The 15,795-nt window shown below is 47.2% G+C and carries 13 protein-coding genes; 3 read left to right on the top strand and 10 right to left on the bottom strand.

Translation table 11 applies throughout. The annotated features are described in order from the left end of the window. Positions 1-16 precede the first annotated feature (16 nt). The 5 genes from BMW94_RS05395 to BMW94_RS05370 form a co-directional block, all read right to left on the bottom strand. Complete coding sequence (locus BMW94_RS05395) at positions 17-670, bottom strand: response regulator (protein WP_090995412.1); 654 nt, start codon at positions 668-670, stop codon at positions 17-19. Further along, positions 670-1,512 (bottom strand): sensor histidine kinase, encoded by an 843-nt coding sequence (locus BMW94_RS05390; RefSeq protein ID WP_090995409.1) that lies wholly within the window; start codon positions 1,510-1,512, stop codon positions 670-672. The genes BMW94_RS05395 and BMW94_RS05390 overlap by 1 nt, the downstream gene beginning before the upstream one ends. A gap of 30 nt (positions 1,513-1,542) precedes the next feature. Further along, positions 1,543-2,271 (bottom strand): response regulator transcription factor, encoded by a 729-nt coding sequence (locus BMW94_RS05385; RefSeq protein WP_090995407.1) that lies wholly within the window; start codon positions 2,269-2,271, stop codon positions 1,543-1,545. Between the two features lie 587 nt (positions 2,272-2,858). Next, positions 2,859-3,641: an alpha/beta hydrolase gene (locus BMW94_RS05375; protein WP_254790128.1), complete on the bottom strand. Its 783-nt coding sequence runs from the start codon at positions 3,639-3,641 to the stop codon at positions 2,859-2,861. A 50-nt stretch (positions 3,642-3,691) separates the two neighbouring features. Continuing rightward, the gene (locus BMW94_RS05370; RefSeq protein WP_090995404.1) at positions 3,692-4,978 is read right to left on the bottom strand and encodes an SGNH/GDSL hydrolase family protein; all 1,287 of its coding nucleotides are present in this window, start codon (positions 4,976-4,978) and stop codon (positions 3,692-3,694) included. A gap of 329 nt (positions 4,979-5,307) precedes the next feature. Between BMW94_RS05370 and BMW94_RS05365 the strand changes: the two genes are divergently transcribed. Together BMW94_RS05365 and BMW94_RS05360 are read left to right on the top strand one after the other, a co-directional pair. Beyond that, the gene (locus tag BMW94_RS05365; RefSeq protein WP_090995402.1) at positions 5,308-6,450 is read left to right on the top strand and encodes a family 8 glycosyl hydrolase; all 1,143 of its coding nucleotides are present in this window, start codon (positions 5,308-5,310) and stop codon (positions 6,448-6,450) included. A gap of 129 nt (positions 6,451-6,579) precedes the next feature. Continuing rightward, positions 6,580-7,413, top strand: a complete 834-nt coding sequence (locus tag BMW94_RS05360; protein ID WP_090995399.1) for an AraC family transcriptional regulator — start codon at positions 6,580-6,582, stop codon at positions 7,411-7,413. A 16-nt stretch (positions 7,414-7,429) separates the two neighbouring features. Here the strand turns inward: BMW94_RS05360 and BMW94_RS05355 are convergent, their stop codons facing one another. The 5 genes from BMW94_RS05355 to BMW94_RS05335 all read right to left on the bottom strand — a co-directional run bounded on the left by BMW94_RS05355 (position 7,430) and on the right by BMW94_RS05335 (position 14,853). Continuing rightward, positions 7,430-8,842: an alpha-L-fucosidase gene (locus BMW94_RS05355; RefSeq protein WP_090995396.1), complete on the bottom strand. Its 1,413-nt coding sequence runs from the start codon at positions 8,840-8,842 to the stop codon at positions 7,430-7,432. Beyond that, the gene (locus tag BMW94_RS05350; RefSeq protein ID WP_090996262.1) at positions 8,839-10,473 is read right to left on the bottom strand and encodes an ABC transporter substrate-binding protein; all 1,635 of its coding nucleotides are present in this window, start codon (positions 10,471-10,473) and stop codon (positions 8,839-8,841) included. The genes BMW94_RS05355 and BMW94_RS05350 overlap by 4 nt, the downstream gene beginning before the upstream one ends. A gap of 51 nt (positions 10,474-10,524) precedes the next feature. After that, positions 10,525-11,421, bottom strand: coding sequence for a carbohydrate ABC transporter permease (locus BMW94_RS05345; protein ID WP_090995394.1), 897 nt, complete (start codon positions 11,419-11,421; stop codon positions 10,525-10,527). A gap of 10 nt (positions 11,422-11,431) precedes the next feature. Beyond that, entirely contained in the window at positions 11,432-12,400 is a 969-nt protein-coding gene (locus BMW94_RS05340) for an ABC transporter permease (RefSeq protein ID WP_090995388.1), read from the bottom strand. 215 nt (positions 12,401-12,615) lie between these two features. Then, positions 12,616-14,853 (bottom strand): helix-turn-helix domain-containing protein, encoded by a 2,238-nt coding sequence (locus tag BMW94_RS05335; RefSeq protein ID WP_175480585.1) that lies wholly within the window; start codon positions 14,851-14,853, stop codon positions 12,616-12,618. 309 nt (positions 14,854-15,162) lie between these two features. Between BMW94_RS05335 and BMW94_RS05330 the strand changes: the two genes are divergently transcribed. Further along, on the top strand, positions 15,163-15,651 hold the full coding sequence (locus BMW94_RS05330; protein WP_090996260.1) for a phenolic acid decarboxylase: 489 nt from the start codon (positions 15,163-15,165) through the stop codon (positions 15,649-15,651). Positions 15,652-15,795 lie beyond the last annotated feature (144 nt).

Here is a 15,795-nt window from a genome sequence, read left to right as displayed (position 1 = left end):
CAAGTAAAAAAGCCTATTACAGACGTTTATTGTCTGTAATAAGCCCTTGCTCCAGTGCATAACGCGTTAGCTGAACGCGGTTTTGAACCTGCAGCTTTTGCAGAATATTCTTCAAGTGATTTTTGACGGTGTACTCTGAAATCGTATATTTGAGAGCAATTTCTTTGTTGGTCCACCCTGCTGCTACGCCATACAGTATATCTTTTTCTCTTGTGGTTAACGGAACGTCGGGTGCTTTTTTCTCTGTCAGTGATACATCTTTGAGAATCTGGTAAGCCACCTCTCGGCTTAAGGGTGCTTCTTCGGTAACAATAGAATGAAGATATTCCAGCCACATGGACGGTTCAAGATTTTTGAGCAGATATCCCTGAGCTCCACGCTTCAACGCTTCCAGCAGGTGGAGTACATCATCCGAGACGGTAATCATGACGATTTTCACATAGGGAAACATTAATTTGATCCGCTGCGTTGCTTCAAGACCGCTCATGATTGGCATCTGAATGTCCATGAGGATCAGATCGGGAAGCCATTGCTCTGTAAAATCAATCGCCTGTTGACCATCCGACACAACCCCAATCACTTCGAAGCTGGAATCCATGGATAAAATATCACATATCGCTTCTCTCGCATGAGCGTGATCGTCTACAACAAGTACGCGAATATGGCTCATTACATCTCACCCTCCTTTGAAAATTCAACAATAGTAAATTGCTGTTCCCTAAGAAATTGCATGTTAAAGTTCAGTTCTTTCATTCGTTCTCTCATGATTTTTAATCCATAGCGGTCCTTACGTTCAAAAGGATTCATGTCAAACCCTTTTCCATTATCTCGAATGGTGATTTTCCAGCATTCCTTTTGCCCGATTCCCAGAATCCATACCTGGGAGGCAGATGCATGCTTTTGAATATTAAATAGAGCCTCCCGAATACAAGCGAGTATTTCTACTTTTTCTTTTTCATTAAATGCCTCATCCGGGATACTCCAATCAACATCGATGCGCACAGGGATATCTTTGACAACCTTTCGAATTTGCCCAGATAGTGTAATGGATTCGTTCATTGCGGTGGTTTGTTCACTATTATGGTCGTATCGCAAGTCTGCAATGGCCTGACGCACATAGCGGTTGACTTCATGAACCGTTTTTTTGATCGAATACACATTGTCCAACTGTTGATCCTGCTTCGCTTGTTCCTCCAAACGATTCACTTTCACTGACAACAAAAAAAGGGATTGGGCGATACCGTCATGAAGTTCCTTGGCCAGCTTTTCACGAGATTCAAGCGCAGCTTTGGCCGCACGCTCATGTTCCAGTTCTTTCTGAATGCGCTCCAAGATAAGAAACAGCCGAGTTAACAACGTTATACTCACAACATATACAATGACTGGTGTTAGCCAGTTGCCCAAATTCATTGATATATAGGGGAGCAGAAACTGATGTCGCACATATTCCCACAATCCAACGGTCAAGGTGGGAATAAGCAAGATCATCCACTTGATTTGTTTATAGGACATGATTCTCCTCCTGTATTGAAATGACAACAATTAATGGGGCAAACGAAGGATATAACCGTATCCCCATAAGGTTTGAATGAGATCTTCACGATCCGATACATACTGTGATAATTTGTCACGCAACCGTTTCACGTGGGTATCTACAGTTCGATAATCCAGATCTTCCTCTTGCTCCACTTTCCAAACAATTCTCAGCAAATCCTGTCTGGAGAAGGCTATTTCCGGGTGAGTTGCCAGATGATAAAACAAATCAAATTCCTTTGGTGTCATATGAATCTCTTCATCTTTTACCATGACTGTTCGAGAAGCTGGATTGATCAAAATGGATGCTATCAGCACCTCACTGGCGGAATGATCTTGTACAACATGCCCGTAAAACCCGGTAAAACGAGTCATCATCGATTTGATTCGAAGCACAACCTCCCTTGGGCTGAAGGGTTTCATCACATAGTCATCTGCACCTGCCTTAAATGCTTCAATTCGGTCGGATTCTTCGGACTTGGCTGTCAGAAACATGACGGGAATGCTTGTGCTCATTCGAAGATAATTGCATATTTCTATACCCTTAATATCGGGAAGCATCCAATCCAGAATGATTAATCCATAGGAACCGTTATGAAGTTTACTCAAAGCTTGAATGCCGAGTGAAGCCTCTTCAATAATAAATTGTTCTTTCTCCAGGTACATTTTAAGCAGTCTCCGGACCCGTTCATCATCATCTACGATCAGTATTCTATTTTGCTGCAGGGTCCCTTTCATATGTCATCCTCCATCTATTTAATCTATAGTAGTCGTTTCTTACTTCCTTCGCTGTTAAGACTTGAGGCAAATCTGTTCAATGTAAATAGCATACTCTTTAAAAACGCAAATAGGCATGACTCTATAGAGCCATGCTTTTAGAGGAATCACATTCAATTGCAAACAAAGTATGAACGAAAAATGAATATGGATTCTAGAACATATTAAGAAACTAACCAAAACAGGTAATACATTGTAAATGCATGCATTTCTATGAAGCTGGCGGAAAAGACGAACACAAGGTCTTAACGTTTAAATGTCGTTTCAACATGCTAACGCCGGGCTGTCCGTACAATTCCATCAACAACAGTTTGAAACAGCTGTGTCGGCAGATCATGTCCCATACCTTCAATTAACATGAATTCTGCACCAAAGATGGATTAAGCCGTATCTTGTCCGCATGCTGGCACAAACATTGGTCTTCCACCCCGTGGATTACTAAGGATGGAGCCTTCACTTTTGCAAGTTGCGGACGACGGTCTCCAGAAACAGCTTTCTTGTCTATTTCTTGAACATGAGCTGGTTATAGGCTTATCTTTAGAACCCTTTTAATATTGAAAAAGCAATTTGGAATATTGATACAGATCGTTCTTCCATACAGGCCAATCATGTCCACCGCTTTCCTCATACCAAATATGAGGTACTTCGTGTTGTGTCAAATAACCATGAAACTGTTCGCTGATTTGCTTGAGGTTATCTTGGTCACCGCAGGACAACCAGAGTAGGCGGAGAAGCGATGACACTACTGATGAATTCGGGAGGAGCAGCTCCGGGGCTTTGGTGTTTGGAGCTGCGGAGAACGCACCGATCCAGGCAAAATGGTTCAGATTGTTCAAGCCGATATTTAAAGACTGGCCTCCGCCCATGGACAAACCTGCAATTGCCCGGTTCTCCCTTTTCGTCCGTACATGATAATTCGATTCAATAAAAGGAATTAAATCGTGAAGTAAATCGGATTCAAACGTCTCGAATGCTTTTATTTTCTCAGGATCAAACAGATCTCCCTCAGCCCTGTCGTTTGGCATTGCGCGGCCATTAGGAAACACGACAATCATCGGCTCAAGCTTGTTATCGTCGTACAGATTATCGAGAATCACTTGTGGATTGGCATGATTATGCCATTCGGCTTCGTCTCCACCGATCCCATGCAAAAGATAAAGCACGTTATACGTATATTCAGCGGAATATCCGGGTGGAGTATACACCATGGTTTTGCGCGAATTCCCTACCGTTGCCGAGAAATATTCCACCATTTCCATGTTGCCGTGCAGTATGTTTTCCCTGTACTGGTCATACCCTTCTGGTGCCGTAGTTATAGTTATCATCATCATTCTCCCCTCCAACCATGCATTCTTCGTTGCTGCTAAACAGGATGTTGTGACTAGTCAACATAACCAAATCCCAGAATCGTAAATCGTTTGCCCTCGTGGCCTTCAGCCATCTCAATCTCCACCGTGTGCTCCCTGGAATGCTCTTCATCGTACAGGATTACGGCGTGGCAGTGTGTCCAATTCACTTGATGCGGATCGGCTGTCTTCACCAGTTTTCCGTCCACTCTAATATTGGCGCTCCCAAAATCCGCCTTTCCGGAGTCCTTAAACACCAGAATAAGACGCTTGCTCCGCAGGATCAGCTTAAAGCTGGCATTGCCCGTTACGTTCTGCCCCGTATGCATCCAGTTATTAGGAAATAGTGGTGTACCGTGTGCATGATCATCCATCTCTGTCAGTTGCAGATCGGTATCCGTCTCCCGAAACCCACCCGCCTCAATCCGGGCGATACTGTCCCCATTCAGACGGTCCAGCAGCTTCGTATCAACAAAGGCATTTCCGAGCAGCGGTGGCTTTTCATTGGCGTTATCTTCCTCGTCTGGGGCGGATCGCTCCGTTACTTCGAACAACCAGCCCAGACAGTCGGCCATAATATGATGTCCGGCATTGGTCGGATGGTAGATGTCATGGAAAAATTGCTTTTTGGTAATGACATTGCCCTGTTCCTTCGTCCACTGGAATTGCTCCACCACAGCATCCTTTACACTCACCATAGGCAGATCATAATGCCAGCCAACAGGAGCCAGGCGATCTTGGAGATTCCAGTCATTCTCAAACACACTGAACAGCAGAATGACGGCTGGTTTGTTGTTAGCGCCAAGTGCTTTGAGCACCAGGCTTTCGTAACAAATGCCTTTGGTTTCATCGTCTGCATCATTAACAGCAAACTCCACAATGACAATATCCGGCTGGACCGTCCCGTCCCTAAGCACATCGCGATCATAGCGGACGATGCCCAGCTGTGAAGGCGTGCCGCCTACGCCTGCCTTGATCAGACGAATCGGGCTGTCCTCCGATGGAGCGAACCTGCGCTTGAAAATTTCAAACGAGCGATAGGCATAACAATTGAGATGAAGAGGCACGGCGCCTGCGCCGTGGGTAATCGAGCCGCCAATGTAAGCGATGGTGACGGGCTCGCCGCGTTTTGCTTTTTCAATAGCAGCCTTCAATCTGGTGTTGTTTCCTTTGTTCAAAAGAGATTTACCGATCATATCACGATAAGCCTGTGACTCGGAATCAACCGGCGGCTCATTCCCAGCTTCAGCAACCCCAACCGGGTCATGCGGTGCCGTAGGACCTTCCTTTTCATTTGCCGAATCCGCTGAATTGTTGAGCATGGACAAGCATCATCCTTTCTTTTAACAGGTTGTGAAGAAAGTAGCAGACAGCTTGAGAGAAACAAGCAAAAAGTACGGTTCAGTCAATGGAACGCAGTAGTTTTCCCTTCCCCTCTTAAAGTGTAACGCTTACATTATCTACCATCAACCTGACGATAACTTGCTTTTCTCCCTGATAAAGTATAGCTTTTTGTTTTAACATACAATGAAAATCAAGCGATGAGAATACTCGGCTGGAATAACCTATATTTTTTCTGGAAAGCGCTTTAATTTGGTTACTATCTGTCATGTTATAATTTGGCTAAACCGACATACCAAGGAGGAAACGAATGACAATCACGGACAAAGGCGCATTTTACACGGGAACATACCGGAACCTGTTTCTCGAACTGGGCTATGACGACAGCGAAATTACGGCAAAGCTCGAAGAAACGTGGACCGAATTGTTTTATGGAGAAACGGATACGCGCATCTATTACCCGATGGGTGAGGACAAAGGATATTTCCTCGACACCGGCAATCTGGATGTACGCTCGGAGGGCATGTCCTACGGAATGATGATGGCTGTGCAAATGGACAAAAAAGAAGAGTTCGATCGACTCTGGAATTTCTCGAAATCGTATATGCAGCATGCCGATGGCCGATACAAGGATTATTTTGCATGGCATTGCAAGCTTGACGGCACCCGGATATCTCAAGGCCCGGCACCGGACGGCGAGGAGTTTTTCGCTATGGCCCTGTTCTTCGCCTCCAAGCGGTGGGGCGACGGTCCAGAACCTTATGATTATGAGGAACAAGCGCGGAAAATACTGCATGCCTGCGTACATCAAGGGGAGAACGGTGATGGCGATCCGATGTGGGACCCCGAAACCAAATTGATTAAATTCATCCCGGAATCACCATTCAGCGACCCGTCCTATCATCTGCCCCATCTTTATGAGCTGTTCGCCAAATATGCGGAGGAACGTGATCAATCCTTTTGGAAAGAAGCTGCCGCCGAGAGTCGGGCTTATTTACACAAAGCCTGTCATCCGGTAACCGGACTTTCCCCTGAATATGCGAATTTTGACGGAACGCCTGCACCCCCTCAGCGCCATGGAGATTTCCGGCATTTCTACAGTGATGCTTACCGGGTAGCGGCGAACATAGCCCTCGACTGGGAATGGTTCCGCAAGGATCGCTGGCAGGTGGAGCAGTCCAATCGTATTCAGGCATTTTTCAGCGAAATTGAAGTATCGGATTATCGTCGCTACACGATTGAGGGTCAGCCATTTGATGAACTGTCTCTGCACCCTATCGGATTGCTCGCCACCAATGCCATGGCTTCTCTGGCCGCGGACGGGCCGCATGCAAACCAGTTCGTGCACCAGTTCTGGAATACGCCGCTACGCCAAGGTGCGCGCCGATACTATGACAATTGTCTGTACTTCTTCAGTCTGCTGGCTTTGAGCGGCAGGTATCGTATGTATTAATCTGTATGAATTGATCGTCATCCACCTGTCCTAGTACGCAGGCTTATGCTGCAAGCAAAGTTGCTTCATTGGCCTAGGTTGGTGACCACTAGCGCTTTTGTGCTTGGGCAAGGAAGGGGTTCATTCATCATGCGTTCGTTCTATTTACCTGATTTATCGGAGCTTCGCTTTTTCTGCTTTCCCCATTCGGTCGGAAACTATACGCAGCCTGATGAGCATAACATCAACCGACCTGAAGGCGTCAGAGATTTCAGCTTGCATTACATCGCCGAAGGTAGCGGGTACATCGAGCTGGACAATACGAAATATGAGCTTGGTAAGGGCAATGTATTTCTGCACGTGCCGAACGACCGTATGCGTTATTATCTCTCTGAGGAGGACCCATGGAACATTTATTGGATTCAATTTTACGGAAATACGCTCCCCGCATTCTTTTTGGATAACGGATATTTTAAGTCGTCCGTATGGACGCAAAGCAATGCCTCCCTGCTGGAGTCTGCATTTGAAGAGCTGCTTGATGAGATCGAGCGGTATAATTTTTTGCGGCCATCCCGAATTTCTGCGTTAAATTACAGCGTGCTTATTGAATTCATGAGTCATTCCATTCCGCTGTCGTCTTACCGGAATATCAACAATCTCGAAAAAATCACGGCACTGCTGCCAGAGATGCAAAAAAATGCCCACCTTCCGTTCGAGCTTGAAGGGTGGGCTAACCAAGTCGGGCTGACGCCCAATTATTTTTGCAGCCTGTTCAAAAAAGCGACCAAAATGACTCCGGTATCCTATATTACCAAATGCCGGATTCAGAGAAGCAAGCTATTGCTGTTAAGCAATCCCTCCATGCCAATCAAAGAGGTCGCCATCCTGTCAGGCTACCCGGGAAACAGTTACTTCAACAAAAAATTCATGGAATCGGAGGGCAAAACTCCAGCAGAGTTTCGCCGTATTCATCTGAAAGCATAAGGGCTTTGCGCTTACTCTAATAGATCTCAAATGCAGCCAATGTTGGGAACCATCTGGATTGCTGTATTTTCAGACGAAGATGCTGCGAGGTCACAGGCTGGAAACGACATATTCGCTTATGGCCGACCACGGTACCGCTGAACAGCGGCTTCCAATTGCTTCCCTCCTTGTACTCCAGCTCAAACCGCTCAATCCGCTGGTTATAGCGGTATTCCTGCAATACGACATGGCTGAACGTTTTTTTGGTTTGCAGGTCGATGTCAACAATGGCCTGCTCCGTACCTTCCTCGGGCGCCCAATACGTATCCTTGTTCCCATCCAGCACAAGGCTTGCATCGTGGTCTTGCGCTGATTCGGAGGCATTCACCGATGCGTCTGACGCCAGATTGGTCTGGAAAATGGTCCGAAGCTTTTCGCCAAGCTGCTTCATTCGGGCAGCATCATTTTCATGGATGAGGCCACGCGGGTCCGGTGGAAGATTAAGCAGAAATGTTGCGTTTCCGCCAACCGAGCCGTAATATACATGCAATAGCTCATCCAGCGTCTTGACCTGGTCATCCTCCTCGGCATGGTAGAACCAGCCTGGCCGAATCGAGGTATTCACCTCCGCCGGGTACCATACAAGCTCCTGCTCATTTCGTATAATATCCCTGCTGCCCAGATCGTCCTCGCTTGAATTGTATCGCTTGGCGAACTCGCGGTTATCCGCTTGCTGCGAATTTTCCTGAATTTTTTCGTTGTCCCGTAGTGATGCGGGAACAACGTTCCATTCGGATGTACGGCAGTGCCCCGCTTCATTTCCGCACCATCGAATATCCGGTCCGCATACTGAAATCGCGGCATTGGGCTGTAATTCCCGGATAAGCGCATAGTATGCATCCCAGTCATACGCCTGACGTTTACCGTTTGGTCCCTCTCCACAAGCCCCATCGAACCATACACAAAAAACGTCGCCGTAGTTGGTTAACAGCTCTCGCAATTGGTTCAGGAAAAAGGTGTTGTATTGGGGGGAGTCTCCGTAGCTCGGCTCGTGCCGATCCCACGGAGAAAGGTACACTCCGAAGCGGAGCCCGCCTCTCCGGCAAGCTTCTGCCACCTCCCTCACCATATCACCTTCCCCGTTCTTCCACGGACTGTTTCGAATCGTATGCTCCGTATACCGGCTTGGCCACAGGCAGAAGCCGTCGTGGTGCTTGCAGGTCAGGATCAATCCCTTCATACCGGCCGATTTACAGACATCCACCCATTGATCGGGATCGAATTGAGTGGGATTAAAGATGGAAGGCTCTTCCTTTCCCGTTCCCCATTCCTCACCTGTATACGTATTGACCGTATAATGAATAAAGGCGTAAAACTCCATTTCCTGTACTGCCAGTTGACGCTCGGTTGGCTGCACCTGCGCAGCCTGTTTAATCCATTCCGGTGTCATTGCGATGCCCTCCATTCGTCATATGCGTCTTGATGGACCTTTAAATACTTTTCGAGCTGCAAGCCCTTGAAACCTCCGATATAGCTGTCCCAATCTTTTGAAATATCCTTGTTTCCCGTGATGAATTGCGCCATGCTGGAGTCTACATAATCCGTCAGCGTTCTTTCAATTTGCGAAATCGTCAGGGCATCCTCCGGTTTAAAATTGACGCTGCCTGGATATACGACATCGAGATTGGTGAAAGGCTCATATTCTTTGGCTGCCAGCCAGAAGCGATACTCCCTTGGGCCATCTCCCTCGGCAAGCGGATCTTCTGGCGCCACAAAGGATTCTCGGATGGAGTTGAGCATTTGCATCGTGCCGAGCTGCCACCACGTATCGGCAAGCGTCACGCTTCCATTCGTCTGGGAGGCGGGCGGAAGCACATCATATTTGGCCTGCTGACCGTTATAGTCAAGCTGGCTGCTCTCTGCTTTCTTCCACCCATCCCCTTCAAAGCCATAAGACGTCAAAATGGTCCCTTCCTCGCTATACAGATAATCGGCGAGACGGATGGCCGCAATCTTCTCTTCCTCTGTTGCCTTGTTGGTAATAACAAAGTCACTCTGGCGAATTCCTGCGGAATACCCTGCCAACTGCACGCCATTCGGTCCTTTCAGTGGCGGTAGAACCGCATAGTCCTTGTTCCGCGGATATTTGACACCGCCGGTGATAATGGCATAACCGACAACACCAACCGATGAATCCGGCTTGTTCGCAAGCTGCTTCACGGCATCGCCGTTTTGCGTAAAGGCGCCTTTGTCAATCAGTCCTTCCTGGTAAAGGCGGTGGAGGTATTCCAGACCTTCACGCCATTCGGGCTGGGCTGCGGAATAGATGACCTTGCCATCCTTCACGCTTAAATATTTACTGGCATCATTATAGATGAACGCGTTCATCAGGAAGGCGTCCACGCCGCCGCCCCACTCGTCAGGCGTGGTCGTGAACGGCACTTCGTCGGCTTTTCCGTTGCCGTTCGGGTCCTTTTCCTTGAATGCTTTCAGTACTTCATAGAACTCGTCCGTCGTTGTCGGCATGTCCAGCCCCAATTTGTCGAGCCAGACGGTGTTAATCCACACTCTCTGGTTATATGTGCAATGCAGGCATTCATTGATTTTGGGAATGGCATAGATGTTGCCATCCGGTGACGTTGCAGCTTCCTTTAATCCGTCGACCTCTGCCAGCGCCTTTTTAATGTTTGGCGCATGCTGCTCGATGAGATCGTTCAAGGGAATGAATGCGCCGATTTTTCCATATTTTATCTGATCGGCTTTGCTCACCCCGGCATCCAGAATGACGGCCGGATAGTCCCCGCTCGCCAGCACAAGCTGCTTTTTATCGTTATATGCTCCACCCGGCGTCGTTTCCCACGCAAATTGAATATCCAGCTTTTCCTCGATGTATTTCGAGAATCTGTTTGTTTGCAGCTTTTCAATCGCTTCGTTTTGCGGGGCCAAAACACTTAAACGAACCGCACCATCGCGGGTTGACGTTTCCCCGGAAGCATCAGAACCCGTTTTTCCACTACATGCCGAGAGCAATAACGACATAGTCATAATCAGGCTTAGCAGTACACGTCCCGTCTTTTTCAACAAAGTTTCCCCCTTATGTTCTGAATCAAGCTCCTTCACAAAATTATGCCTCTACCCTTTCAGGGAACCGATCATGACCCCTTTGACAAAATGCTTTTGCACAAAAGGGTAAATGACCAGCACCGGCACACTGGCAATGACGATCAGTGAATATTGGAGCAAATCCTTCAACCCCTGTTGAACGGCTTCTGCGCTGATATTAACGTACATATCCGAGTTATCCGTGTTCAGAATGAGCAGGTTGCGCAGAAAAATTTGCAAAGGAAACTTGCTGTAATCACTCAAATAAATCAATGCGTTAAAATACGCATTCCAATGCCCGACCGCATACATCAGTGCCAGAACGGCAAGGACCGGCTTCGACAGTGGCAGGACCACCCGCCAGATAAAGGCAAGATCGCTGCATCCGTCAATCTGGGAGGCCTCCGCCAGATCATCCGGGATTGTGGATTGGAAAAACGTTCTGGCGATGATGACCTGAAATACGGCAAATGCCCCGGGGAGAATCATGGCCCAGCGGCTATCCAGGAGGCCCAGCGATTTTACCAGCAAATAGTTGGGAATCAACCCTCCGTCAAAAAACATCGTCACAACAAGCACAAGCATAATAACGTGACGGCCATAAAACGTTTTTCTTGCCAGCGGGTAGGCCATCATCACCGTAAACGAGACGTTCAGCAGCGTACCAAATACGGTATAAAACAACGAATTTCCGAAGCCAATCCAGATGTCGCTATTTTGAAAAGCTGCCTGATAACCTATCAGACTGAATTCGACCGGCCAAAGCCACACTTTTCCTGAGGTTACTGCTGACGGGGAGCTAAAGGAAGCGCTTAAAATATGCAGCAGCGGAAACAAAATAACGATCAGTATGACAATCAGGAACAGATAAATGATGCTCATAAACAACCGGTCTGTTGCCGATTCCCGTATGGCGGTGCCCTTCATGTTTTCCCTCCTACCACAGACTGTTAGATGAAACTTTTTTCGATATCAGGTTGACGACCACCAGCAGTACAAAGTTCACCACGGAATTAAACAATCCAATTGCGGCGGAAAAGCTGAAATCGGAGTTGAGCAATCCGACTTTGTAGACATAGGTCGAAATCACTTCCGATGCATATTGGTTGAGCGGGTTTTGCATCAGATAAATTTTTTCGAAGCCTACACTCATGGTCGATCCCACGCTCAAGATCAAAAGAATGGACATCACCGGGATGAGGCTGGGGATGTCGATGTTTATCATCTTCTGCAGACGGGTTGCGCCGTCCACTTTGGCTGCCTCATACAGCTCAGGATTCACACCGGACAAGGCTGCGATATAGATGATTGCGTTGTACCCCATGAATTGCCAGGCATCCGAAAACACGTAGATGGATTTGAACATGCTGGCATTGCCCATGAAATCGATCGGCTCCATGCCCAAAACTCTGAACAGATTGCTGACGAGCCCTACGTTTGGCGAGAGGTTGACAATAAGAATGGAGACGATGACAACCGTAGAGATGAAATAGGGCGCATACGTCACCATCTGTACCGACTTTTTGAAGAACCCGTTTCTGATTTCATTCAGCGCCAGAGCCAGCAGAATCGGTAAAGGGAAATTGACCACTAGCCCGTATAACGAGATCGCCAGCGTATTTCGAAAATACTGCCAGAAGAACGGTGCCTGAAAGAGCTGCTCGAAATACTTGAAGCCTGTCCAGGGGCTCCCCCATATTCCTTGCACGACATTGTAATCCTTAAAAGCAATGATTACGCCGAACATCGGAATATATTTAAAAATAAGGATGTACAGCATTGGCAACAGAATCAAGACGTAAAATTGCCAATGCCTCCACACCCTGCGCGCAATGCTGCTTCGGCTCTTTTCGGAAAAAGCAGGCAATTGTCGGCTTGAAAGCGCCGATTCATGTTTTCTTTCCATCTTCACTCTCCTTTGCTCGTGATGAAATCAGCTTAAACAGATCATCGCTCCCTGGACAATATGCATCTTTCTCGCATGCAACCTATTTCTCTTCTCCCTTGCTTACAGGTGACATTGCCCAGAATATCTGAATCAATCTTTTTCTCCGGACAAACTTATTTCGCTTTAGTAAAAATGCAGACCCCGCAACGGCTCAGCCGCATACTTGCCCCCAATCAATTCGGCTTGGCGGACCATTTGCGGTACTCGCCAGGCGAAGCATGCACATTTTTCTTGAACGCCCGGCCAAATGAGATGACGTTTGAATAGCCTACCTTCTCCGCAACCTCTTGCACAGATAAGGTCGTTTGCTCCAGCAAGCGTTGCGCCTGTTTTATTCGAACGTCGATTACATAATCGACAAACTTGTTTCCGGTCGTTTCCTTAAATAATTTGCTGATCGATTTCGGACTGAGTTGGAACCGATTGGCAAGAAAATCAAGGGATAACTCGGGATTGCCATACTCCAGCTCAATATATTTGCGAATTTCGAAGATTCGTTCCGAGTGGGTTTGTTTCTCCTGAAGCTGCTGGATCTGCTCAGCCAGATGCTCCAGCGGTAGTCGCAAATTCGCTCTAAGCTGCTGAAACGTATCGGATGAGGACAACGCATCATGCAAGGACGGTTGAGCCGTTCCTGTCCAGAGCTGTTGATATTCCTTGGCCAGCATGCCGATTTCCCGCTCAATCGTATATACCATGTAGCCAGCCAGACTTGTAATGTTGTCCCGATCCAGGACATCCCGTTCAATATTTTGCATGAGCGTATCGAATTGCTGCCTCCACTCGGGCTTGGCCGTCCGCAAGGACTGCGCCATGGAATGAACAAGCTGAAAATAGTCAAACGCTTCCACCTTCTTGACCTGATTCACGTTTGAATAAAGGATGACCTGGTTTCCGCCCAGCACCATCTTGTATTTCAAAGCTTGCAGCGCCTGGCGATAGGAACCTGGAATTTGTGTATAATCGATTGCAGCGTTTCCGACCCCGATGCTGATTCTCAGCTTCATGTTTTGCTCAATCCACGTCCTTGTATCCTCGAACAAACGCATCACCTGCGGCTCGATATCCTCTCGATCCTCCATTTGCAGCATAACTACCAGTACAGAACCAGACATCCAGCCAGCCCATATGTCGCAGCCGTGTTTTTGGGCCGTTTCCTGGATGACACTGAGAATGGCGAACTTCAGCAAATATTGATCCTGATGTATGTAATAATGGTAAAAACGAGCATACTCGTCGATTTCGACCGCACACACCACCTGGGTTTTTCTCAAATCATTCAATTGAAACACTTCCCGCTGTGCATCCCATTGGGCCAGACTTGTAGGGTACTGTCCCTCAAGCAGCTGCTGGAGCAGATATGTCTTCTTCAGTTGCAAATCTTCACGGTATTGCTGCTGGTAGCTGCGAGTCTGGGCAAGAATGCTGTTCAGTGCCGATTCAATAAATGAAAACTCGTCTTGCGAATCCCGGTTTTCCTGCGGACCCGCTCCGGCTTTGAACTGGGGAAAACTGCTGATGCGGGATATGATCTGTTCAATGGGCCTGTAGCTTTTCCGCGTAATGTAGATAAACCAGGCAACCCCGGCGACGATCATACACACTCCAATCGCGAACCACATCTTGTAAAACTTGTTGGTAGCGCTTACAAAATTTCCGTTCACCGGACCGCTAAGATAGGTCCATCCGGTCAATGTCGAGGTCGTTCGGGAAACGACGATATCTTCGTCACGCTCTGCCCCGGGAATGGCAAGAATATCGTTCCTCTCCGCGTCCATAATGCGGGTATAGCTGATCTGCTGGTCATAGATTCGGTTTACCATGTCGGTGATTTTGCCTGGTGACAAGTTAACGACAAGCAACCCTTCCCCGTTAAGGAGAACCGGGCTTTTCAGCACAAGGCTGACGACGTTGCGATAGCCTACGACAGAAAAAGGCTCAAACTTCCTCAACCCCGTCCAGTGATTGCCCGGCTCGGATAATTGCGAATGAATAAACGCCGCATCTGGGTATTCTTCCAATGTTGTCATCGCAGCATTGCTAATCACAAGCGGATCATGCGTCCGGGCCACATAAATGGAATCCACCAGGGGGTTCTCCTGCTTGAAGCGCCTTATGAACTCGGCAACCTGAATATTCAGATAATCATCGTCCGGCTTCGTAGCATTCCAAAACAAAAAAAGCTCATTATTGTGCAACAATTCGGAAAGCAGTCCCTGTTCAATCGATTGGAGTGAGGAATCAACGAAGTTCATCGCCTGAATCAACATGCTTTCGTTTGCCATTTCTGCTTCTTTGCGGCTCTGGCTGCTCAGCAATTGGTAATAGACAAAGAAAATGAACGTCACAATAATGAAAAAGACGGGAATATACGATAACAGCTGTCGATAAAACCAGATTTTCCTCTTCATGCACGTCCCCTCTCCACGCAATACAATGATGTTCATATGATATATGACGAAGAAGACAGCATCAATCGCAGTATTTTAAGAACAATAAAATGATATTACGATTCCTTTGATGCGGCTCACCAAAAAACCTGAAGCCAAAGCAAAAATATGATCCTTGCCTGATTCAGAACCGCTTTTGATCATCGGAAGGTATAAGTATATATGGGAAAACAATATCCTAAGATGACGGGATATGAAATACAGTACCTGACCCGCCCGGAATCTTATGGTTAAGGAAAGGAGCACATTCATATGGAAACGAAAGAGGCATTGCAGGGCTTTACAGGAAGCCACATGATTTATACTTACGAGAACGGCTGGGAATACGAAATCTATATCAAAAATGATCATACCATCGATTATCGCATTCATAGCGGCATGGTTGCAGGACGCTGGGTGCGTGATCAGGAAGTCAACATTGTGAAATTGACGGAGGGCGTTTATAAAGTATCGTGGACCGAGCCGACAGGCACGGATGTTTCCTTGAATTTCATGCCGAACGAAATGCGGATGCACGGTATTATTTTTTTTCCGAAATGGGTTCATGAGCACCCGGAAATCACGGTCTGTTACCAGAACGACTATATCGATCTTATGATCGAGTCGCGGGAAAAATATGAAACATATCCGAAATACGTCGTTCCCGAATTTGCCGATATCACATTTATTGAAAATGCAGGCATCGACAATGAGAAACTGATCTCAATAGCACCTTATCCGGGCATGACGGATGACATACGTGCCGGGAAGCTGAAATAAGCCGATTCAGCGCATTGAATGCTTCTTTCTATGCAAAGATTGAAAGGATGAAACATCGAAAAACCTAAGATCAAAATATCGAAAGAACAAAAACCGGACCTGGTTCGCGGGAAATACGAACCGGGTCCGGTTTATTAATGAGCG

Origin of the sequence: Paenibacillus sp. OK003, from assembly GCF_900109515.1 — a bacterium.
Taxonomy (GTDB): domain Bacteria; phylum Bacillota; class Bacilli; order Paenibacillales; family Paenibacillaceae; genus Paenibacillus; species Paenibacillus marchantiae.
Note: the sequence above shows the minus strand (reverse complement) of the source record. Positions and strands in the feature narration are given on the sequence as shown.